General features: G+C 67.1%; 20 protein-coding genes. 15 read left to right on the forward strand and 5 right to left on the reverse strand.

All coding sequences use genetic code 11. The features are described from left to right. Nucleotides 1-219 precede the first annotated feature (219 nt). The 3 genes from D9601_RS15255 to D9601_RS15265 are packed head-to-tail and all read left to right on the forward strand — an operon-like array spanning nucleotide 220 to nucleotide 1,660. Entirely contained in the window at nucleotides 220-666 is a 447-nt protein-coding gene (locus D9601_RS15255; protein ID WP_198354933.1) for a DMT family transporter, read from the forward strand. Continuing rightward, nucleotides 666-1,049: a hypothetical protein gene (locus tag D9601_RS15260; protein ID WP_198354934.1), complete on the forward strand. Its 384-nt coding sequence runs from the start codon at nucleotides 666-668 to the stop codon at nucleotides 1,047-1,049. The genes D9601_RS15255 and D9601_RS15260 overlap by 1 nt, the downstream gene beginning before the upstream one ends. Continuing rightward, nucleotides 1,046-1,660 carry a DedA family protein gene (locus D9601_RS15265; protein ID WP_198354935.1) on the forward strand — a complete coding sequence of 205 codons (615 nt, stop codon included), beginning with the start codon at nucleotides 1,046-1,048 and terminating at the stop codon, nucleotides 1,658-1,660. Before D9601_RS15260 ends, D9601_RS15265 begins: the two co-directional genes overlap by 4 nt. Nucleotides 1,661-1,713: 53 nt before the next feature. On the opposite strand, the gene D9601_RS15270 is transcribed toward D9601_RS15265, so the two are convergent. Further along, nucleotides 1,714-2,748 (reverse strand): LLM class flavin-dependent oxidoreductase, encoded by a 1,035-nt coding sequence (locus tag D9601_RS15270; RefSeq protein WP_198354936.1) that lies wholly within the window; start codon nucleotides 2,746-2,748, stop codon nucleotides 1,714-1,716. Continuing rightward, a complete protein-coding gene (locus tag D9601_RS15275; protein ID WP_232474285.1) occupies nucleotides 2,748-3,665 on the reverse strand; it encodes an ATP-grasp domain-containing protein in 918 nt (305 codons plus the stop codon). Before D9601_RS15275 ends, D9601_RS15270 begins: the two co-directional genes overlap by 1 nt. Before the next feature lie 353 nt (nucleotides 3,666-4,018). Here D9601_RS15275 and D9601_RS15280 point away from each other — a divergent pair, with 353 nt between their 5' ends. The 5 genes from D9601_RS15280 to D9601_RS15300 all read left to right on the forward strand — a co-directional run bounded on the left by D9601_RS15280 (nucleotide 4,019) and on the right by D9601_RS15300 (nucleotide 8,556). Next, entirely contained in the window at nucleotides 4,019-4,327 is a 309-nt protein-coding gene (locus D9601_RS15280) for a hypothetical protein (RefSeq protein WP_198354937.1), read from the forward strand. Between the two features lie 226 nt (nucleotides 4,328-4,553). After that, nucleotides 4,554-4,718, forward strand: a complete 165-nt coding sequence (locus tag D9601_RS15285) for a hypothetical protein (protein WP_198354938.1) — start codon at nucleotides 4,554-4,556, stop codon at nucleotides 4,716-4,718. Nucleotides 4,719-4,880: 162 nt separating this feature from the next. After that, nucleotides 4,881-6,218 (forward strand): alpha/beta hydrolase, encoded by a 1,338-nt coding sequence (locus tag D9601_RS15290; RefSeq protein ID WP_332838022.1) that lies wholly within the window; start codon nucleotides 4,881-4,883, stop codon nucleotides 6,216-6,218. After that, nucleotides 6,215-7,741 carry a GMC family oxidoreductase gene (locus D9601_RS15295; RefSeq protein WP_198354939.1) on the forward strand — a complete coding sequence of 509 codons (1,527 nt, stop codon included), beginning with the start codon at nucleotides 6,215-6,217 and terminating at the stop codon, nucleotides 7,739-7,741. Before D9601_RS15290 ends, D9601_RS15295 begins: the two co-directional genes overlap by 4 nt. An 11-nt stretch (nucleotides 7,742-7,752) precedes the next feature. Continuing rightward, nucleotides 7,753-8,556 (forward strand): SDR family NAD(P)-dependent oxidoreductase, encoded by an 804-nt coding sequence (locus D9601_RS15300; RefSeq protein WP_198354940.1) that lies wholly within the window; start codon nucleotides 7,753-7,755, stop codon nucleotides 8,554-8,556. Nucleotides 8,557-8,604: 48 nt separating this feature from the next. Here D9601_RS15300 and D9601_RS15305 read toward each other — a convergent pair whose 3' ends face one another. Together D9601_RS15305 and D9601_RS15310 are read right to left on the reverse strand one after the other, a co-directional pair. Further along, nucleotides 8,605-9,498 carry an SDR family oxidoreductase gene (locus tag D9601_RS15305; protein WP_198354941.1) on the reverse strand — a complete coding sequence of 298 codons (894 nt, stop codon included), beginning with the start codon at nucleotides 9,496-9,498 and terminating at the stop codon, nucleotides 8,605-8,607. Nucleotides 9,499-9,543: 45 nt separating this feature from the next. Further along, a complete protein-coding gene (locus D9601_RS15310; protein ID WP_198354942.1) occupies nucleotides 9,544-11,370 on the reverse strand; it encodes a glycoside hydrolase family 15 protein in 1,827 nt (608 codons plus the stop codon). 206 nt (nucleotides 11,371-11,576) lie between these two features. Here D9601_RS15310 and D9601_RS15315 point away from each other — a divergent pair, with 206 nt between their 5' ends. The 3 genes from D9601_RS15315 (at nucleotide 11,577) to D9601_RS15325 (ending at nucleotide 14,062) form a co-directional block, all read left to right on the forward strand. Continuing rightward, nucleotides 11,577-12,149: a Dps family protein gene (locus D9601_RS15315; protein WP_198354943.1), complete on the forward strand. Its 573-nt coding sequence runs from the start codon at nucleotides 11,577-11,579 to the stop codon at nucleotides 12,147-12,149. Between the two features lie 26 nt (nucleotides 12,150-12,175). Continuing rightward, complete coding sequence (locus D9601_RS15320) at nucleotides 12,176-13,672, forward strand: FAD-dependent oxidoreductase (RefSeq protein ID WP_198354944.1); 1,497 nt, start codon at nucleotides 12,176-12,178, stop codon at nucleotides 13,670-13,672. A gap of 123 nt (nucleotides 13,673-13,795) precedes the next feature. After that, nucleotides 13,796-14,062: a hypothetical protein gene (locus D9601_RS15325; RefSeq protein ID WP_198354945.1), complete on the forward strand. Its 267-nt coding sequence runs from the start codon at nucleotides 13,796-13,798 to the stop codon at nucleotides 14,060-14,062. 118 nt (nucleotides 14,063-14,180) lie between these two features. Here the strand turns inward: D9601_RS15325 and D9601_RS15330 are convergent, their stop codons facing one another. Then, a complete protein-coding gene (locus D9601_RS15330) occupies nucleotides 14,181-14,579 on the reverse strand; it encodes a winged helix-turn-helix transcriptional regulator (RefSeq protein ID WP_198354946.1) in 399 nt (132 codons plus the stop codon). Nucleotides 14,580-14,660: 81 nt separating this feature from the next. Here D9601_RS15330 and D9601_RS15335 point away from each other — a divergent pair, with 81 nt between their 5' ends. From D9601_RS15335 to D9601_RS15350, 4 genes are all read left to right on the forward strand, one after another. Then, on the forward strand, nucleotides 14,661-15,392 hold the full coding sequence (locus D9601_RS15335; RefSeq protein ID WP_198354947.1) for an SDR family NAD(P)-dependent oxidoreductase: 732 nt from the start codon (nucleotides 14,661-14,663) through the stop codon (nucleotides 15,390-15,392). 299 nt (nucleotides 15,393-15,691) lie between these two features. Then, nucleotides 15,692-16,630: a transglutaminase-like domain-containing protein gene (locus D9601_RS15340; RefSeq protein WP_232474286.1), complete on the forward strand. Its 939-nt coding sequence runs from the start codon at nucleotides 15,692-15,694 to the stop codon at nucleotides 16,628-16,630. Between the two features lie 90 nt (nucleotides 16,631-16,720). Then, on the forward strand, nucleotides 16,721-18,151 hold the full coding sequence (locus D9601_RS15345) for a DUF4139 domain-containing protein (protein WP_198354948.1): 1,431 nt from the start codon (nucleotides 16,721-16,723) through the stop codon (nucleotides 18,149-18,151). Beyond that, on the forward strand, nucleotides 18,151-19,686 hold the full coding sequence (locus D9601_RS15350) for a DUF4139 domain-containing protein (RefSeq protein WP_198354949.1): 1,536 nt from the start codon (nucleotides 18,151-18,153) through the stop codon (nucleotides 19,684-19,686). Before D9601_RS15345 ends, D9601_RS15350 begins: the two co-directional genes overlap by 1 nt. Nucleotides 19,687-20,111: the final 425 nt, after the last annotated feature.

The raw sequence follows: 20,111 nt of genomic DNA on the forward strand, positions 1-20,111 counted from the left end.
GCTTTTCGCGTCCCCGAACCTCCCGCCGCACTCCGCTCCGCAATGGTCTCGCAACCGTCCGGCTCGCCCACGCCCCAAGGGCGCCATCCAAATAATTCCACTTCGGACCCGTCCGTGGGCGAACACATCGGCCCGTCGCGAGTTGGGCGAGAGCGGGGGTGCATTGGCTTCACCAATGGTTTTGCCCCAGCGCCGCCATGACCGCACGGGAGCATCGTGATGAATGCCGCTTGGGCCTACCCCTTCATCTTCGCCGCCGGCATGCTGCAGGCGGTTGGTGCCGCGATGGGCGGTCAGCTCAACAAGTCGCTGCACAATCCATGGTTGGCGACTTCGATATCCTTCATGCTGGTGATGTTCACGACCGTCGCCCTCTTTGCCTGCATGCCCAAGCCGCTGCCTTCGGTCGGCGATTTTGCGCAGATGCCCTGGTGGGCGCCGCTTGGCGGTGTGGTCGGCGCCGTTGCGGTGTTCGCCGGCTTCATGCTGATCCAGAAGCTCGGCGCGGGGCCGGTCAATGGCGTCACGATTACGGCCAACATCATCGCAAGTTTGGCCATCGACCATTACGGTTTGCTGCGTATGGAGCAGCATGCGATGAACCCCTACCGTCTCGTCGGCGCTGTGCTGATGATCGCGGGCGTGACCCTCATCGCCAAATTCTGATGGCCAGGGGCAATCAGCACTTCGGGCGGATCGCGCTGATCGTCGCGCTGGTAGCGGCGATCGGCTTTACGGCCTTCCATGCCATGCGCCTCGTCCGCGACGCCATCTATTGGAATGCCCATCAGGATGAGCCGATCGAGGGCTGGATGACGATCGGCTATATCGCGCATTCCTACCATGTTCCACCCCATGTGCTCTTCTTGGCGCTGGGCATGCCGCCGGGCCCGCCCGAGCGCCGCAACCTCGCGGCGATCGCGGCCAGTCGGGGACAAAGCATCGGCGAGATACGCGCGATCCTGAACCGGGCGATCATCCATGCGCGGCCGCCATATCCGCCGCCCGGGCCCCCCCCGCGCACTGCCGCCCCGAGCGCCGCCCGGTGAACGGCGAGCTACTGGCGCTGCTGACCAGCTACGGGCTGCCGGCGCTGTTCATGATCCTGTTGATCACCTCGGCGGGCGCACCATTCCCTGATTCGCTACTGCTTGTTGCAGTCGGTTCGTTCGTTGCACAGGGCGATCTGGCATTCGTGCCGGTCGTGATGGTGGGAACGCTGGGCGCCGTGGCGGGAGACCAGATCGGCTATGCCATCGGTTATTGGGGCGGCCGCCCGCTGGCTGGCAAGGTTGCCGGCGCGGAGCGCATCGCAAAGGCGGAAGCGTTCGCGCGCAAATGGGGCGGGCCGGGCATCTTCTTCAGCCGCTGGCTCGTCGGGCCACTCGGTCCGTGGATCAACATCACCAGCGGAATGACCGCCTATCCCTGGCCGAAATTCCTGGTGCTCGATGTCGCCGGTGAATTGATCTGGGTGATGCTCTACGTCTCGCTGGGACGCCTGTTCAGCGACAAGGTGCAAGCGATCGCGGATCTACTCGGCAATCTGACCTGGGTGGCGCTCGGTCTCCTAGCGATCGCCGTGCTCGGCTTTCGCCTGTGGAAGGCCCGGTTGCGCCCAGGTGACGAGGGCGGGTCGGCCGATCATCAGCCAGGATAAGCCGCGCCGAGGCGCGTCACCGTCATCCGCCCCTTTGGCGGCCCGCAAACGGCTCAAGCCGGCTCGGATTCCGCTACCGTCCCCATCACCTGTGTGGCAAAGCGCTCCATCTCCTCAGCCTGCGGGCTCATCTGCAGCAGCAGCAGGTCGAGGCCGGCCTCTTCATATTCCGCGATCCGTTCCTTCAGCTGTTCGGGCGTCCCAACCAGATTGGGCCGCAGACCACGGTTGGACACGGAATATTCCTGCAGCTTCAGCTCCCGCTCCAATTGCGTGCCCGACAGCCATTGATCGAAATTGGCGTAGCCTGGCGGCAGTTCGGTGACGCTGGTAATCCGTTCGAGCTCGCGTCGCGCCTCCGCCTCGCTGTCGCGGACGATCGCATAGGCTGCCATGCCATAGTGCATGCGGGGGCGGCCCGTCGCGGCCCGGCGGGCGGCCATGTCGGCGATCTTGGGCGCGATCGCCGCCACCGGATCGCCATGCATCACATAGGCGTCGCAGCGTTCGGCGATCATCGTCTTGGCCGCTTCGCTTTCGCCGCCGGCATAGATCGTCGGCCGCTTGACCGGCTTGGGCGCGCAGATCGCGGCGTCGGTGGTGTAGAACCGGCCGTCGAAGCTGAACCGATCCTGCGTCCACAGGCCGTCGACGACCTGCAACCATTCCGCCGTGCGGGCATAGCGGTCGTCGTGCTGGTCAAACTGCAGGCCATATTGTCGCGCCTCGTCCGCCCACCAGCTGGACACGACGTTGAGCGCCAGGCGACCGTCGGCGATGCGATCGATATTGGCCGCGGCCTTGGCGAACAGCGCAGGATGATGGAAATTGGGTCGCACTGCGACCATCAGTTCGATCCGCTCGGTCACGGCCGCGAGCGCCGCCGCCGTCGACCAGGCGTCGAGCGCGGGCTGTTCGACACCCTTGATGTCGTTGAGGTTCAGTTCGGCGATCAGCGTCAGGTCATAGCCCCAACGCTCCGCATTCTGCGTCAGCGCTTTGGTATAGGCCCAGCTCGCCTCCATTCCCTCGTCGGGGACGTTGCGCAGCCAGCCGCCGAACACCGGCATCCAGAATCCGTAGCGCATCAGCGTGTCTCCTCGATCCAGCCGACGATCCGATCGACCAGCCGATCGTGGGGGTCCCAGCCCAAGACGTCGAGCGGCTTGGCGACGAAATTCGACAGGGCGTTGACGTCATAGAAGCGTGGAACGCCATCGCGATCATCGATCATCACCTCGACCCCGCCGAGATCGAGTGTGGCGGCCTGCGCGATCGCCTCGGCGGCGGCACGCAGCTCGGCCGCGGGTTCCACCGCGGTCATGGTGATCGTGCTGCCGGGCACCTGACAGGCGTCGGCCGGGCAGAGATCGAACGCGCCGCCGCCAGCGACGTCGATGGCGTACAGATAGCGGCGGTCGAGGGTTTCGATCCGGGTGATCGTGCCGTTGCGGGCGGGGACATAATCCTGGACCAGCAGGACGCCGTCGATGCTGGTCGGTAGCAGGCCATCGGCGACCGCGGCCTTCAGTTCGTCGGCGCTGTCGAAGCGGGCGATGCCGGCCCCGGCACCGCCGATATTGGCCTTTACCACCAGCGGGAAGCCCACTGTTGCTGCGGCGGCTGGTACGTCGCCGGCGCGATGGACGACACGGGTGACGGGGATGGCGAGGCCGAGGGAGGCGATGAGCGCCAGCTGACGCGCCTTGGACGTATCCACCGCAAGAGCGGCGGTGCCGTTGAGGACGCGCGCGCCGGCGCGTTCCCATTGCGCGAACAGCGACTGCGCCCAGAAGATCGGGTGTTCGGCATCGCGCAGAAAGGCCGACATCGCCAGCCGGCTGAGCACGAGCGGTGCTGGGCATGTGGCATCCGCCGGATCGAAGGCGAAGTCGGTCGTCAGCGCCTGATAGGCGACACCGCGTCGATCGAGCGCCGCGAACAGCGGGGTAAACCATTGCGGATGTTCATAAAGAATGGCGAGATCGGTCATCAACGCAGCCATGCCGGAGTTGCCGGGCAATGCAATGGGTCCACGCTTTTCTGTCAGAAAGAAGAGCTTGTGCCGCAGCAAGGTGGAGATGATCGAACGGGCGATGACGCTCCTCCACTAACGGCATTCCGTAAAAGCTTTGCAATTCTATCCATTCCTGACTAAAGGCCGTCGCCTACGGTCAACGTAGCGGGGCATGGAAACCTCGGAGATAGCGAGCCGGATCGATCGACCGGGTGGCGGACGCGCATGTCCAGGCCATCCGGCTAAAGGCGTTCGCGCCTAGCGCTATCTAGGTTTCCAACACCCGGTTCCGAGCGACGACGCACCGTCCAGTGCGTCGCCGGCTCCGCTTAGGGATTGCCATGGAAGCGATTGAACGCGCGCGTATCGTCACCTCGGCGCTCGATCTAATCGAGACGGCAGCCAAGATGCTCGACCTGTCGGGAGAGATGCAGATGGCGGTGCAGATCAGGGGCGTGATCGCTGCGACGCCCAGCGCTCCGGCACGATCGACCATTCGTGCGGAACTGCGTGTACCACTTGCGCTGACCGGCCTGGCGCTCGCTATCCTGGACGACGTGGGCGAGGGGAGCACGGGGATCGCGTGCGATCTGCAATCGGCGATCGATCGGCTCCATCGCACCGGCATCATACGGGCGGAGCCGATCTAGCACCGGCGCGCCTCCGGACGGCCCCCTTTGGCGCGTTCTACACCGCCGCGCAGCACGTCACCGGCGTGCCAACCTGACGCGGGCGGCAATGACCGGAACCGCTCGCCCCCGAAGGTTCACAGTGCCAAGAACCAGGGTAGGGCCACGATCGGCGATATCGCCGAGGCGGCCGGCGGGTCGAAGATGACCGTGCCCCGGGTAACGAGCAGTTTCGGGGGGGGGGGGCGTGCGCCCGGACAGGCGCGAGCGTGTCGTGAAGGCCGCCGAGGCGATGGCGGCGCATCGCTTGCCGGTGCCCGATGTCTATGTCGCGCAGGGCTATCTTACCTATCGTTTCGGCCTCGATGCCGCCGAGGCAATGCTGCGTCTCGACTCGCGCCCTACACGCTGATCGTGCGCCAGGACGACGGGCCCTATACGGCCGTCGCCCCGTCAGCCTGACCTTCATGGTCATATGAAGACGATCTAAGTCACTCAATTTCGCAGCGTCGGGAACCAGCGCCCGCCACGTGCACTTCATCATGGATCAATAAAACATGTGAAGGCGCCGCGGGTGACGAGACTGTTCTTCCTCCACGCGCTGGGCGCGAGTGCGCGCGAATGGGATGAGGTGATCGCCGGACTGGGCGACGTCGGGGACTGCGTCGCGCTTGACCTCCCCGGCTTCGGCGACAGCCCGGACGCCGTTCTCGATGTCGCAGGACTGGTCGATTGGTTCGCGACGCAGGTGTCGGCACGGCAACCGCAGAGCTGGGCAGTGATCGGTCATAGCATGGGTGGCAAGATCGCGACGCTCGCCGCTGCCCGCGCGCGCGACGGCGATCCGGCCTTCGCCGGCCTGGCCGCGGTGGTGTTGCTCGCCGCCTCGCCGCCCGCACCCGAGCCGATGGCCGAGGAGCGTCGCGCCGAGATGATCGGCTGGTTCGCCAACGGCAAGATCGATGCGGACGAGGCGGCGACGTTCGTCGATGCCAATACCGCGCGGCGCCTGCCCGAACCGCTGCGCGATCAGGCGATTGCCGACGTGGAGCGCTCCGGCCGCCTGGCTTGGACCGGCTGGTTGGAGCGCGACAGCCGCGAGGATTGGCAGGCGGCGGCGGGGACGCTCGCGGTACCGGCGCTGATCGTCGCCGGCGGCGAGGACGGTGATCTGGGCGAGGATGCGCAGCGGCGGCTCAACCTGCCGCACTATCGGGACGCGCGCGTCGAGGTGGTGGCCGGTGCCGCGCATCTGTTGCCCTATGAACAGCCCGCTGCGGTCGCGGCCCTGATCCGGGACCACGTCACACCGGCTTTTGCCCGAGCTTTGCCTGCGCCGTTTGTCGCGCTGCTCGCGTCCGATCGGGTCAGCCGCCGGACACGCGCGGTGATGACCGAGCGACACGCCGCCCCCGCGCCTGGCAAAGTGCTGTCGCCGCAGCAGCGGGCGGTGCTCGCCGCCCTGGTTGAGACGGTGCTGCCGGGCGCCGCCGATCCGGTCGACCTCGCCGCGCGGATCGATGCGATGCTGACGAGCGGGATCGGCGACGGCTGGCGCAGCGCCGAACTGCCTGCCGATGCCGAGGGCTGGACGTCGGGCCTCGACACGCTTGACCGTCTCGCCGGCGGCTTCGCCGACGCCGCCCCGGCGGATCGTGAGCGATGCCTGCGGTCGATCGCCGACGGAACTGGCGACACGAAGGGCGATGACCTCGATCCGCGCCAGATGCGACTGTGGTTCGCCGAGGCGCGCGCGGAGATCGCGCGGCAATGGATGGCGCTGCCGGCGACCATGGCTCGGATCGGCTATGACGGTTTCGCGGTCGGCGGCGACGGACCGCACAAGCAGGGGTATCGGCTGACCGCAGCCGACACGATCGAGGATTGGCAGCGGCTGGAGTCGCGAGCATGAGCGCCGCGGCAGACGTGACCGACGTCGTTATCGTCGGCAGCGGCGCGGGCGGCGCGCCGCTCGCCGCGCGGCTGGCGGAGGCGGGCGTCTCGGTCGTCGTGCTGGAGGCGGGGCGCGCCTTCCGGCCCGACGATCATGTCGCCGACGAACTCGCCGCCGACATCTATTGGATGGAGGAGCGGCTGAGCGGCGGTGCCGACGCCACCGCCTTCGGCGCCAACAATTCGGGCATGGGCGTCGGCGGCTCGACGTTGCACTGGGGGGCCTTCTGCCCACGCCCCGACGCGCGCGACCTGCGACTGCGCAGCGAGAGCGGGCAGGGCGAGGACTGGCCGATCGCGCATGACGAACTGATCGGCTATGTCGGCGCGGTCGAGCGCTTCATCGGCGTGTCCGGCCCGGCGCGCTATCCGTGGGACGAGGGGCGGCGCTACGAATTGCCTCCGGTCGCGCGCAACGCCCCCGCCGACGCGATGGCACGCGGCTGCGCGGCGCTCGGCATCGCCGCGACCGACGCTCCCGCCGCTCTGATCTCGCGTGACCGCGTGCAGCCACACTGGGGCGAGCGCAAGGCGTGCGTCAACTGCGGCACCTGCCACCAGGGCTGCCGCACCGCGGCCAAGGCGGCGACCGACACGAGCTGGCTGCCCCTCGCCGTCGCCCATGGCGCCGAGGTGCGCGCGGAGTGCCGTGTCGTCGATATCGAACGCGACGGCAGCGGCCGGGTGACCGGCGTCGTCTATGTCCGCCGCGGCGAGCGTCGACGACTGGCCTGCCGCGCGCTGTTCCTGTGCGCGGGCGGAGTCGAGACGCCGCGGCTGCTGCTCAACCTCGATCTCGCCAATTCGAGCGGTCAGGTCGGCCGCAACTTCATGGCGCATGTCGCGACGCAGGTATGGGGCCGGTTCGACGCCGACATGCGGATGAACCGCGGCTATCCCTCGTCGCTGATCACCGAGGACATGATGCGGGCCGATGACGCCGATCATGCCGGCGGCTATCTGATCCAGAGCCTCGGCGTGATGCCGGTGACGCTCGCCACCAATCTGGCGCGCGGTGCCGGGCTGTGGGGGCAGGCGCTGGTCGACCTCCTCGACGATTACAACCAATTGGGCGGGATCGGCATCAACGGCGAATGCTTGCCGTCCGACGGCAACCGGCTGACGCTTGCGGACGAGACAGACGCCTACGGGTTGCGCAAGGCGCGGGTCGACTTCAGCTACGGGCCCAACGAGCGCGCGATCGACTCGCATGCGCGAAAGACGATGACCGCGATCTGGGAGGCGGCGGGCGCGCGCGACATCTTCGCGGTCGACCGCTCGGCACACACGATCGGTACGTGCCGAATGGGTGATGACGCCGACCGCGCCGTGGTCGACGCCGATGGACGCAGCTTCGATATCGATAATCTCTTTATCTGCGACAATTCGGTGTTCCCGAGCGCGCTCGCCGCTAACCCGGCGTTGACGATCATGGCGCTGTCGCTGCGCACCGCCGACCGTTTCCTCGCAACGCGAGGCTGAAGGAGAGAGACATGGATCTGGGTATCAACGGCCGCATCGCTTTGATCAGCGGGGCGGACTCGGGCATGGGCAAGGAAACTGCGCGGCTGTTGCTGGAGGCGGGCGTGCGCGTCGCGATCACCGACAAGCCGGACGGCACCTTGGACGAGGCGGTTAGCGAACTGTCGCCGCTCGGCGAGATCGTGGCGGTGACCGGCGACGTCACCAAGCTCGACGAGGTAGCAGCGATCTGGCGTCAGGTTCGCGAGAAGCTGGGCGAACCCGATATCTACGTCAATGCCGCCGGCGTCACCGGCGCGACCGGCGACTTCCTCGACGTCGAGGACGCCGGCTGGCTCGAGACGCTCAACATCAATCTGATGGGCGCGGTGCGCATGTGTCGCGAGGCGATCCCGGCGATGCGCGAGAAAGGTTGGGGCCGAATCGTGCTGTTCGCGTCCGAGGATGCGGTGCAGCCCTATGTCGACGAGCTCGCCTATTGCGCGTCCAAGGCCGGGATCCTCAGTCTCGCGAAGGGACTGTCCAAGGCCTATGGCTGCGACAACGTCCTGGTCAACACCGTGTCGCCGGCATTCATCGCGACGCCGATGACGGATGCGATGATGCGAAAGCGCGCGGAGGAGAAGGGTACCTCCTTCGACGAAGCGATCGCCAGCTTCCTGGAGGAAGAACGGCCCGGCATGGTATTGAAGCGGCGCGGCAAGCCGGAAGAGGTGGCGGCGGCGGTTGCCTTCCTCGTCTCCGAACGCGCCAGTTTCATCAACGGCGCCGGCATCCGCGTCGACTCGGGCTCGGTGTTCACGATCGCCGGCTGATCAAAAGCCGAAATGTCCCGGCGCCCTATAGCGCCGGGACAATATCCGTCAGGCGACGCCGGCACCGCCGGTGACACCATAGACCTCGCCGCTGATGAAACTCGCTTCCTGGCTGGCGAGCAAGACATAGACCGGTGCGATCTCGACAGGCTGACCGGGGCGGCCGTATTGGCTCTCCGATCCGAACTGCATCACCGCCTCCGGCGGCTGGCCACCCGACGATTGCAACGGCGTCCAGAACGGCCCCGGCGCGACCACGTTGGCGCGGATGCCCTTCTCTAGCAGCTGCTTGGCGAGTGCCTTGGTATAGGCGACGATGCCCGCCTTGGTGGTCGCATAGTCGAGCAGGATCGCCGACGGTTCATAGGCCTGGATCGAGGCGGTGGTGATCACCGACGCACCCGCGGGCAGATGCGGCACCGCCGCCTGGGCGATCCAATGCAAGGCGTAGAGGTTGGTCTTCAGCGTCTTGTCGAAATCCTCCGACGTGACCTTGCTGATGTCCTCGCGGTTCTGCTGACGGCCGGCGTTGATGACGAGAATGTCGATGCCGCCGAGCTTCGCCACCGCCTGCTCGACCATGTCGCGACACCAATGCTCGTCGGTGATGTCGCCGGGCAGGTCGACTGCGATGCGACCCTCCGCCTCGATCAGTCGGATCACTTCCGCCGCATCATCGCGCTCCGCGGGTAGATAGGAAATGGCGACGTCCGCGCCCTCACGCGCGAAGGCAATCGCAGCGGCACGGCCGATGCCGCTGTCGCCGCCGGTGATCAGCGCCTTGCGACCGGTCAGCTTGCCGGAGCCCGTGTAGCTGGTTTCGCCATGATCTGGCGTCGGGTCCATCTTCGCCGCCGAACCGGGCACCGGCTGCGGCTGGCGGGGGAAGGGCGGGCGCGGATATTGCGCGCGCGGATCCTGCATCGTCATGCGGTCGGTCATCATCGTCTCCTTTTGGGGGGAAGGCATCAACCAGAAGGCGGTCGATCAGTCGCAGACGGCGTCCTCGTTGAGCACGGAGAGCGCCATCAGATGGGCCAGATGGCTGAGGCCCTGCGGCAGATTGCCGAGGAAGGCACCGCTGTCGGGGTCGACCATTTCGGCGAGGATCCCGTGGCCGTGCGACAGCGCTGTGGTCAGCCGGTCGAGCGCGGTTCGCGCCTCCGTGCGCTGGCCCAACAACGCGCGCGCCTCGACCATCCAGAAGGAACAGGCCAGGAAACAACCCTCCTCGGCCGCCATTCCGGTATAGCGGTAGTGGAACGGTCCGGCGCCGAGTTCCCGGTCGATCGCGTCCAGCGTCAGGCGCAGCCGCTCAGCACCGTCGAAACCGAAGCGCACGGCAAGGGCGAGCGAGGCATCGATGGCATCGCCGCCCGGGTACATGACAAACGCCTGCCGATCCTCCGACCAGCATTCCGCCTCGATCCACGCCTTGATCCGGTCGCGTTCGCGCTGCCAGCGTTCGCGGCAGGTGGTCGGCAGCTGGCCCTGATCGGCGAGCTCGACGGCGCGGGCGAGCGCCTGCCAGCAGCTGATCTTCGACATCGTGTAATGGCGCTGCTCCTGCAACTCCCACATGCCCGCGTCCGGCAGGCGCCAGCGATCGGCACATTGATCGGCGAGGTGCGAGAGGAATTCGGCGCTGGCACTGTCGAGGATGTTGCCGCTGGCGACGAAGCATGAGGCGGTTTCGAAGATGTCGCCATAGACGCCATGCTGCGCTTGGTCAGTGGCGAGGTTGCCGGTCACGACCGGTTGACTACCGCGATAGCCCGGCATCGCCCATTCGGACACCTGAGGCACGACGCCGCCGCCAAGCGTGTAGCAGACGCGCGTGCCCGTCTCGCGAAGCTGACCGAGCAGCCAGGTGAAGGCCGCCTTGGCTTCTGCCTGCGCACCGGCGGTCAGAAAGGCCTTGATCGTATAGCCGGCGTCACGGACCCAAGCGTAGCGATAGTCGTAATTTTTTTTGCCGCCGATCCCTTCGGGTACCGACGTGGTCGCGGCCGCGGCGATCGCCCCAGACGGCGAATAGAGCAGCAGCTTGAGGGCGAGGGCGCTGCGCAGGAAGGCCGCGCGATCCGCTCCCTGATAGGTGACGCCGGCCGCCCAGTCGCGCCATTCCGCGTCGGAAACGTCAATGCGCGCGTCGATCTCCTCGATCGGTGGCGCCACCAGCGGCTCGTCGCGACCCGCGACGATCGCGACGGTGCGTCGGTCGCCCGCCGCGACGGCGACCTCGCCGGTGATGCCCTCGTCCGACCAGCGGCAGGTGATGCGCGGATCGTGCACGAACAGGCCGAGCACGCGTTCGACGTGGAAGACCGTATGCTTGCCGATCGTCGAATGGTACGGATTGACGGTGTCGCCACGGCGGCCGGGCCGCATCGTCAGCCGGAAGCGGACCGTGCCGTCCAGCCCCTCGACGCGGCGCGCCAACTCCGCCCACGGCAGCCGCCCGGCGGTGCCGCTGTTGAGTGATTCGGTCAGTCTGGCGCGACCGCCGGCGGTGGTGAACACCGTTTCCAGCACGTTGCTATCTTGCCGATAGCGGCGCTCGACGGTGAAGTCGCAATCGGGGATCAGGCTGAAGCGACCCCCGCGATCGGCATCGAGCAGGCGATCGAACAGCGGCGGAGAGTCCATATTGGGAACGCACCACCAATCGATCGAACCGTCGCTTCCCGACAGCACCACCGAACGGCCATCGCCGAGCGCACCGTAGCGGGCGAGCGGCAGATAGCCGTCGACCCGGGCATCGAGCGCACCCGCGTCGTGCGGTCGCCAGCGATCGAGCAATTCGGTCAGCATGCCGAGGGTCGTGATCCCGTTCGCCGTTGCCCGTCCTGCGCCATCGCCTGCCGCCCAAGTTGTTGAGCGGCTTATAATGTTCTTGATCCAGGTTGGTTCTGTCGGACACCAAATCAATTGTGCGCGGCCGTCACGGTGGTGTGGTGAGGGAACCGCGATGCCCGGCAAACGCTTCGGCCTTCACCTACATCAATAACCGGAGCATCATGGTGGCCGCCACGGACGAAGCCCAGCCGCAATACAAGATCGACTATCGCGAGATTCAGCCGTTCGGCACGCTCAAGGAGCTGCCGCTCGGCCTGTCCGACAATGCCCGCAAGCAGAGCGTGTCGATCCTCAATCAGGTGCTCGCGGACACGATGATGTTGCGCGACCTGTACAAGAAGCATCACTGGCAGATGTCCGGCGCGACTTTCTACCAGCTGCACCTGCTGCTCGACACGCATTACGAGAAGCAGGTCGAGTTGGTCGATATGGTGGCGGAGCGGATCCAGGCGCTTGGCGGGATCAGCATCGCGACGCCGCACGACGTCGCCGAGATGACGCGCATCCCACGCCCGCCCAAGGGACGCGAAGACGTGCCGACGATGCTGGCGAGGCTGCTGGAGGCGCACCGTGTCGTGCTGGAACAGGCGCACGAAGGTGCCAAGGCGGCCGATGAATCGGGTGATGATGGCACCAACGACCTGCTGGTCAGCGACATCATCCGCTCCAACGAGCCGCAGGTCTGGTTCATCGGCGAGCATCTCGCAGCCACGGCGCTGCAGCGCGCCGACTGATCACCAGCGAAGGGACGGGCGAGGCCATGACGGAACGCAATTTGGCGGACGGCATCGCCTCGTCCGACCTCGACGACGGCACGATCGTCGCGGGCAAAGTTGGCGAGCAGGATGTCGTGCTGTTCCGCAGCGGCGGCAAGATCTGCGCCCTGGCGGGCGTTTGTACCCATGCCGGGGCGCCGCTCGCCAAGGGGCTCGTCGCCAACGGTACGCTGCGCTGCCCCTGGCATCATGCACGCTTTGACGTTGAGACCGGCGAGGCGGTCGGCGCTCCGGCGTTCGAACCGCTCGACCGGTTCGCGGTGATCGAGGACGGCGACACGATCCGGGTCGGCGACACGCTGCCCGCCGTCGCGCCGGTCGCTGCCGCCGCCCTGTCGGAACGGATCGTCATCGTCGGCGGCGGCGCGGCGGGCCATGCATGTGCCGAAATGCTGGCGCGGCATGGTGCTGGCAGCACGGTGACTTTGCTGTCGGACGAACCGGACGCGCCCTACGACCGCACCGCCTGCTCCAAACAATATCTCGCCGGCAAGGCCGAGCGTGACGCGCTTGCGCTCCCCGAGCCAAAGGGCGCAACGGTCCGCCTGGCGACGCGGGTAACGGGGATCGACCGCGAGGCACGATGCGTGCAACTCGGTGCGGGCGAATCGGTCGCCTACGACCGGCTGGTGCTCGCCACCGGTGCCGAGCCGATCCTGCCGTCGTTCGACGGTGCGAACCGCGACGACGTCCATGTCCTGCGCACGCTCGCCGATGCCGATGCGCTGATCGCGGCGGCGCGGGAAGGGCACCGGGCAATCGTCATCGGGTCGAGCTATATAGGGCTGGAGGTCGCGGCGTCGCTGGTCGGGCGCAAGCTGGCGGTGACGGTGGTGTCGGACGACGACGTGCCGCTGGAGAAGACGGCCGGGACGGAGGTCGGCGCGATGATCCGGCGGCTGCACGAGAGCAAGGGCGTCAGCTTTAAAACCGGCCGCACGTTGACGGCGTGGGACGGGCAGGCGGCGACCCTAGACGATGGGACGCGGATCGACGCCGACCTGCTCGTCGCCGGCACCGGTGTCCGCCCGCGTACGGAGCTGGCGGAGGCGGCGGGCCTGACGCTGGCCGATGAGAAGGCCGGCGGCGGCGTAGAGGTCGACGCACTGCTGCGCACGTCCGATCCGTCCATCCATGCCATCGGTGACATCGCCAGCGCCCCCGATCCGCGCCTTGGCCATTCGATCCGGGTCGAACATTGGGTCGTCGCCCAGCATATGGGTCAGTGGCTCGCACGGCATTTGCTGGGGCTGGTCGACGGCGCTTATGCCGACGTTCCGTTCTTCTGGTCGGGTCATTATGACGTCAGCCTGCGCTACGTCGGGCATGTCGAGTCTCCCGAGGACCGCACCGTCGAGGGCGATGTCGAAAAACCGGACTTCGCCGTCTTTTTCGCCGAGGACGGCGAGCGGCAGGCGGTGCTGACCGGCGGGCGGGATGGTGCTGCGCTTGCGTTCGAGCGGGATCTGGAAAAGCGCTAGACGGCGCGTGCCGCGGGCGCCGGACGGAATGCACGCTCCGCCGGCGTGGCGCGCTTGATCGTCGCTGTTGTTCGCGGAACATCGGCTGGGGCCCCGGGTTGGAAGCCGTTGGAAGGATTGCCCATGTCTTACATTCCGAGTTCCGTCATGAAGCACGCTGGCCCGCTGCATCACGACGAGCATCCGCCGCAGACGTCGGATGGGGAGGGGCGGCATCGGCACGGCGGCCTAGGCGCAGGTGCGTGGCTGGCGATCGGCGGCACGATCCTGGCCTCCGCTGCCGCAATCGCGGTGCCATTGATCCGGGGCGGCAAGGCCAAGGCAGCCAATCGCAGCGCTTCGAAAGCCACCCGCAAGCGCAAGAAGGCACCCGCGGCCAAGGCGGCCTAAGTCGCGTTAGCCAAGTATCGCGCCCCTGGCTTTACCCTACCTGTCAGCCTGGTCTATCCGCCGGCGAACAATGGGTTGCCGCGCGTCCGTAGATTGGAACCAATTTGCAGAATTGGGGTCAGTCTGGCGATGCATTTCTCGACTTGTCATAGGCGACGACCGCATCCGCCATCGCCTGTTCCTGGGCCAGAGCCCACGAACAGAGAGCATCGAAGGGCTCGCGGAGCGAATGGCCTAGCGGCGTGATCGTATAGACGACGCCGATCGGCGTGGTCGGTATGACCGTGCGTGTGATCAGTCCATGACGTTCCAGGCGCTTCAGCGCGTCGGCAAGGGACTTGTGGGTGATGCCGTCGAGGCGTCGCTTGATGGCGTTGAACCGTGCCGGCTCAGGGCACAGCACGGTCAGGATCATGATCGTCCACTTGTCCGCGATCTTGTCCAGCACGGGGCGAATGCGCGGCACGTCCAGCATCGCCTTGCAGGACAGGGCCTGCAGGTCGGTATCGCTCGCCATATCTAGGCTACTCCGAGTGCGTTCTTGATAGCAGATATGCACCGTATATCTGATTCGCCCTATCAAATGAAAGGGCGCACAATGACAAGTATGGCAGGCAAGGTCGCGGTGGTGGTCGGCGGAGCGAAAGGAATCGGACTCGCCACCGCCCGCCGCCTTGCACAGGCTGGGGCCAAGGTTGTCCTGACGGGGCGTCGGGCCGAGGAAGTCGCCGCTGCGGCGGAGAGCATCGGCGCTTCGGCGCAGGGCATCGTGGCCGACGCGGCGAGCCAGGTCGATCTGCTACAGGTCATTGGCGAGGTCCAGCGTCTGCACGGGCATATCGATGCCCTGGTGCTCAACGCCGGACTGTCGGAGCCGGCCACGATCGGCGAAGAGACGGGCGAGCATTTCGATCGACACTTCGCCGTCAACGTGCGCGGCGCGCTGTTCGGCATCCAGGCGGCGCTACCCGTGCTGCGCGACGGCGCCGCGGTGGTGCTGGTCGGTTCGATCGCCGACGTCATGGGCGTGACGCCGTTCAGTACCTATGGTGCGACCAAGGCGGCGTTGCGCTCCTATGCGCGCAGCTGGGCGGCCGAACTCGCGCCGCGTCGCATTCGCGTCAATGTCGTCGCGCCAGGCCCAACCGATACGGACATGATGGCGGCGGTGTCCGAGGAGATGCGGCAGCTGCTCATTGCGCCCATTCCGCTCGGTCGCATGGCCCGCGCCGATGAGGTTGCCTCTGCGGCCGTGTTCCTCCTCAGCGATGACGCCAGCTTCATCACCGGCGCCGAGCTCTGCGTCGATGGCGGCATGCGCCAGGTGTAGCGTGATGGATGGGCGGCGCTGAAGGATTGACTCGGTCAGCGCGCGATCAGTGTCGGCGGTCGACGACGGCCATTAAGGTCGGCCGATGCATTCAGAACCGGGGGAGGAGAGTGCGCCATGTCGTGCTGAACGGTCGGCCTCTTTCGGACAACGAGAACCAAGCTGCGAAAACCGGAACGTGCGTCCACCTGCCGCCGGCCGTTACCGGCGGCAGGTGGACATATTCCGTTCGCAAGCTTCAGGCGCTGGCGATCTGCACCGCGGTCCCCTGATAGCTATGCAGCGCGGGCCTAGCCATGTTGGCCTCGAAACCGCTGAGGTCGTCGCCGCCGCTCTGCGAGCTGATCCGACCGGTGCGGGATCGAAACACGTCCGCTGCCCCCGCGCAGCTTGGAGCCATCTTTGCACAGCCCGAGACGGACACCATCTTAGGGTCTATGGATAATCTCGAAGACTTGGGTTTGGTGGACGATGCCGACATCGTCCTGGACGAGGCCGCGCTCGCGCTGGCGCTGCTCGATCATGATGCGATCGACATTGGTGCTTATGAAGACGTGCTGTCAGATATCGCGTCGCGCCTGGACGAGGTCGGCGTCGATGCTGCCGATGCGGCGGAGCGTGCCGCTTGCCTCGCGCAGGTTCTTGCCGGCGAATTCGGCTTCTCGGGTGACGCGGCGACCTATGACGATCCCGACAATGCGGACCTGATCCGCGTCATCGATCGTCTGCGCGGTCTGCCGATCAGCCTGTCGATCCTCTACGTCGCCGCCGCTCGACGCATCGGCTGGGCCGCCGAGATCTTGAACCTGCCCGGCCATGTCCTCGTCCTGGTCGGACAGGAAGCCAAGCCGGTGATCATCGATCCGTTTCGCGGCGGCACGCGCGTCGATGGCGACGAGATCAACGCGCTCCTGGCCGCGGCGAAAAGCGGCGTTTCGGCCGCGGTGCGGCATGTCGCAGCCATGGAGAACCGGGCGATTCTTGTTCGGCTACTGCTCAACCAGGCAACCCGCGCGGAGAAGGTTGGCAAAGGCCGGCGGGCACTGGCGCTTTATCGTCGGATGACCTCAATCGCGCCACAATATCCCCATCCCTGGTGGGAGCGGGCCCGATTGGAGCTCGTCGACAATGACGTCGCGGCCGCGCGCCACAGTCTTACCGCGTTGCTCGAGATCACTCGCGATCCCGTGTTACGAGAGCGGGTCACCGGTACGTTAGTTGCCCTCGCCGCGGAATAGCGGCCTACTGCCAGGCGTTTACGCGTTGCACGTTGCACATGCGCCGACGTCACCGCATGCTTCGCAACGAAACGCCGGGGGAGACGACGCATGCGGAACGGGTTGATGATCGCGGGGCTGCTCGCCCTGCCGACGGGCGCAGTGGCACAACTGTCCCCGACGACCGTACCACCGCCCGCCGCGGTCCCAGGTGTGGGCAGTGCTCAGGGTGACGTGTCGGTGACGATCTACAACGGCGACGTCGCGCTGGTGCAGGATGTCCGCCAGCTCGACCTCGCCGCCGGCCGCGTCCGTCAGTCCTTCCCCGACGTCAGCGCCCAGATCCGCCCCGAGACGGTGTCGCTCAGCATGCCCGACGCCGGCATTGTCGAGCAGAATTTCGACTATGATCTGCTCAGTCCCTCGAGCCTGATGGAAAAGGCGGTGGGCGAGACGATCACGCTGATCCGCACCAACCCCGCCACCGGCGCAGAAACGCGGGAGCGCGCGCGGGTGCTGGCGGTGAATGGCGGCGTCGTGCTCGACATCGACGGGCGGATCGAGGTGTTGCGCGACGACGGCCTGCCGGTGCGCGCAGTATTCGACCGCGTGCCCGAATCGCTGCACGCCCGCCCAACACTGTCGGTGACGCTGGCGAGCACGCGATCGGGAACGCGGCCGGCGAAGCTGTCCTATCTCACCCGGGGGCTCGGCTGGAGCGCCGACTATGTCGCGCTGTTCGACGACAAGGCCGGCACGATCGACGTGCAGGGCTGGGTGACGCTGCGCAACACGAGCGGCACCACCTTCACCAACGCCAGAACCCTGCTCGTCGCCGGCGAGGTCGGCAGCGCGACCGACGGGGACGATGCCCCGGTGCGTTCGCGGCGCCCGGTACGCACCCGTGCCGGTACCGAGACGTCGACGCGCGAGCAGCTCGGTGACTATTACCTCTACCCCCTCGCCGAGCGGACCACGATCGCCGACAAGCAGACCAAGCAGGTCAGCTTCCTCGATGCGAAGGGCGTCGCCGCCAGCTCCGGCTATCGCTTCGAGAACGGCTGGCTCGGCTCCGCCGACGCGCCGCGCAGCGCGCAGAGCGTGCTCCGCTTCTCCAATCGCGGCGGCGCCGGTGGCGTCGGCGATGCGCTGCCCGCCGGTACGGTGCGCGTCTACATCCGCGATGCGCGCGGCCAGCCGCAGTTCACTGGCGAGAACCGCATCGAGCACACGCCGCAGGGCTCGACGATCGCGCTGCCGACCGGCGACGCCTTCGACGTCAAGGTCCAGCCGACCATCATCGAACACACGCGACTGGCCAGCGACCGGTGGCGGACGCGGATGCGCTATACGCTCACCAACGCGCGGCCGCGCGCCGTGACGGTCGAACTCGCCCAGTCCGGCCTCGACTGGACCGACACGCGCATCACCGAGGAAAGCCGCAAGAGCGAACGGCCCAACGCAGGCAGCGCGACATGGCAGGTGCCGGTACCCGCCAACGGGGAGGCGGTGGTCACCGCGACCTTCGACACGCGCTACTGATGCGCGCGCTGCTGACGGTCCTGTCGGCCCTCGTTGCGATCGGCGCCGCGCCGCCGCCAACGCCGCCGACGCCTGATGTCGTCACGTCGTCACAGCCTGCCGCGGTCGCGCTCACGGTCTATCGCGCGCCCTACGGCCGCGGCGCGATGAACCTCGACTATCTCGAGGGCTTTGCCTTGGTCACCGAAACCCGCCGCATCACCGTGCCGAAGGGCGCCGCGGTCCTCCGCTTCGAGGGCGTGGCCGAAGGCATCGTGCCGGTCAGTGCGGTGGTGGAGGGGCTGCCCGGCGGCGTGGTCGAGAAGAACCGGGATGCGCGCCTGCTGTCGCCCGCGGCGCTGATCGACGGCACGCTCGGCCACGTCGTGACGCTGACCCGCACCGATCGCGCGACCGGCCGCCGCGTCTCCGAACAGGCGACGATCGTCGCCGGCCCCGCGCGCGGCGTCGTGCTGAAGACCCGCGCCGGGATCGAGACGCTGCGCTGTTCGGGGCTGCCCGAACGGCTGAGTTTCGCCGGCATACCCGGCGGGCTCTCCGCCAGACCGGTGCTTAGCGTGGCGACGGTCAGCCCGGTGGCGCGCACCGTCACCGTCCGCCTGAGCTATCTCGCCCGCGGCTTCGACTGGCGGTCGAGCTATGTCGCCACCGTCGCGGCCGATGGCCGGACGCTCGACCTCTTCGCCTGGCTGACGCTCGCCAACGCCAATCCCGAGCGCTTTCCCGATGCGCAGCTCAGCGCGGTCGCCGGCCGGCTCAACCGGGTCTGGACGCCCACGCTCGAGCGCGCCGTCGGGGCGCTCTCGCTATCCTGCTATCCGCTCGGTACGACGACGTCGGACCTGCCCGAGCAAACGATCGAGGAAGCAGCCGACATCGTCATCACCGCGGCGCGGATATCATTGACACCGATAAGCGCACCGCCACCGCCGCCAGCTCCTGTGCCGATGGCGCCGCCGCCCGAGAATCTCGGCGACCTCAAACTCTATCGCGTGCCGATGCGCGTCACCGTCGCGTCGCGCGCGCAGAAGCAGGTGGCGCTCCTCTCCCGTGTCGGTGTTCCATTCGACCGCCGATACCGCGCCCGCCTCGATCCGGGACAGGCCATCGAAGGCTCGCCAACGCGTATCGTCTTCGCCTTGCGCAACCGCCGCGACGCCGGTCTCGGGCTGCCGCTGCCGGCGGGCAGCACCGCGGTCTATACCACGCGCAACGGCGAGCGGCTGCTGCTCGGGGAGGGGGCGCTGACCGACCGCGCCGAGGGCGAATCCTTCCGCCTCGCCGCGGGGATCAGCCGCCAGGTAACGGTGATGCAGGAGCGTATCTCCGCCGACATCATGCGGATCGTGGTGACCAACGCTAGTGGCACGTCCGCGCCGGTCGATGTGCCGATCGGCACCGCAGGACAGCGCATTGAAGCGATCGACGCGACGCTGCCGATCGTCGATGGCGCCCCCATGTGGACGGTGTTGGTCCCGCCCGGCGAAACCGCCGAACTGCGCTATCGTTACTGCTGGGACCGGTGCCAGCGCTAGCTTACCGTACCGGTCCGGCCGGCTCCGTCAGAATGGATCGCCGTCGCGCCAACCTCTCGCCGGCGCATGGCGCGGAGGCAATATCTTTACCTACTTTTCTTCGTTGCGTTGCGCGTGTTGATCCTCACTACTGCCGGCCAGGCGCTTTCGCTTATCGCGTGCCACGTTGCCGCCCGGACGGAGTAGGCGATCCGCGACTCTCGCCACTAGTGGATAGCCCCCAGTCCGCTTTCGGGGGAACCAACGCCGTAAGTTGTCGGTCGTTCAGGTGAGGGTAGGGGGCTATGAGCGCCTGGAACTGATGGCAAAGCGGAACGTCTGCTTGTCGGAAGATTCGATCCGGTTCTGAATGACCAAAACTGGTCACGCTGACCCTTGATCAGCTGCGGGCGGCAGGGTCGGTGGAACGCTGTCCTAGATCGGCG

Origin of the sequence: Sphingomonas sp. MA1305, from assembly GCF_016107325.1 — a bacterium.
Lineage (GTDB): Bacteria > Pseudomonadota > Alphaproteobacteria > Sphingomonadales > Sphingomonadaceae > Sphingomonas.

What these genes read in the sequence shown, in the direction of transcription:
- D9601_RS15275 (WP_232474285.1), bottom strand. Translation starts at nt 3,665, where the DNA reads ATGGCTGCGTTGATGACCGATCTCGCCATTCTTTATGAACATCCGCAA.
- D9601_RS15300 (WP_198354940.1), top strand. Translation starts at nt 7,753, where the DNA reads ATGGATCTGGGTATCAACGGCCGCATCGCTTTGATCAGCGGGGCGGAC.
- D9601_RS15310 (WP_198354942.1), bottom strand. Translation starts at nt 11,370, where the DNA reads ATGCTGACCGAATTGCTCGATCGCTGGCGACCGCACGACGCGGGTGCG.
- D9601_RS15260 (WP_198354934.1), top strand. Translation starts at nt 666, where the DNA reads ATGGCCAGGGGCAATCAGCACTTCGGGCGGATCGCGCTGATCGTCGCG.
- D9601_RS15350 (WP_198354949.1), top strand. Translation starts at nt 18,151, where the DNA reads ATGCGCGCGCTGCTGACGGTCCTGTCGGCCCTCGTTGCGATCGGCGCC.
- D9601_RS15335 (WP_198354947.1), top strand. Translation starts at nt 14,661, where the DNA reads ATGACAAGTATGGCAGGCAAGGTCGCGGTGGTGGTCGGCGGAGCGAAA.
- D9601_RS15315 (WP_198354943.1), top strand. Translation starts at nt 11,577, where the DNA reads ATGGTGGCCGCCACGGACGAAGCCCAGCCGCAATACAAGATCGACTAT.
- D9601_RS15270 (WP_198354936.1), bottom strand. Translation starts at nt 2,748, where the DNA reads ATGCGCTACGGATTCTGGATGCCGGTGTTCGGCGGCTGGCTGCGCAAC.
- D9601_RS15345 (WP_198354948.1), top strand. Translation starts at nt 16,721, where the DNA reads ATGCGGAACGGGTTGATGATCGCGGGGCTGCTCGCCCTGCCGACGGGC.
- D9601_RS15305 (WP_198354941.1), bottom strand. Translation starts at nt 9,498, where the DNA reads ATGACCGACCGCATGACGATGCAGGATCCGCGCGCGCAATATCCGCGC.
- D9601_RS15255 (WP_198354933.1), top strand. Translation starts at nt 220, where the DNA reads ATGAATGCCGCTTGGGCCTACCCCTTCATCTTCGCCGCCGGCATGCTG.
- D9601_RS15320 (WP_198354944.1), top strand. Translation starts at nt 12,176, where the DNA reads ATGACGGAACGCAATTTGGCGGACGGCATCGCCTCGTCCGACCTCGAC.
- D9601_RS15295 (WP_198354939.1), top strand. Translation starts at nt 6,215, where the DNA reads ATGAGCGCCGCGGCAGACGTGACCGACGTCGTTATCGTCGGCAGCGGC.
- D9601_RS15325 (WP_198354945.1), top strand. Translation starts at nt 13,796, where the DNA reads ATGTCTTACATTCCGAGTTCCGTCATGAAGCACGCTGGCCCGCTGCAT.
- D9601_RS15280 (WP_198354937.1), top strand. Translation starts at nt 4,019, where the DNA reads ATGGAAGCGATTGAACGCGCGCGTATCGTCACCTCGGCGCTCGATCTA.
- D9601_RS15330 (WP_198354946.1), bottom strand. Translation starts at nt 14,579, where the DNA reads ATGGCGAGCGATACCGACCTGCAGGCCCTGTCCTGCAAGGCGATGCTG.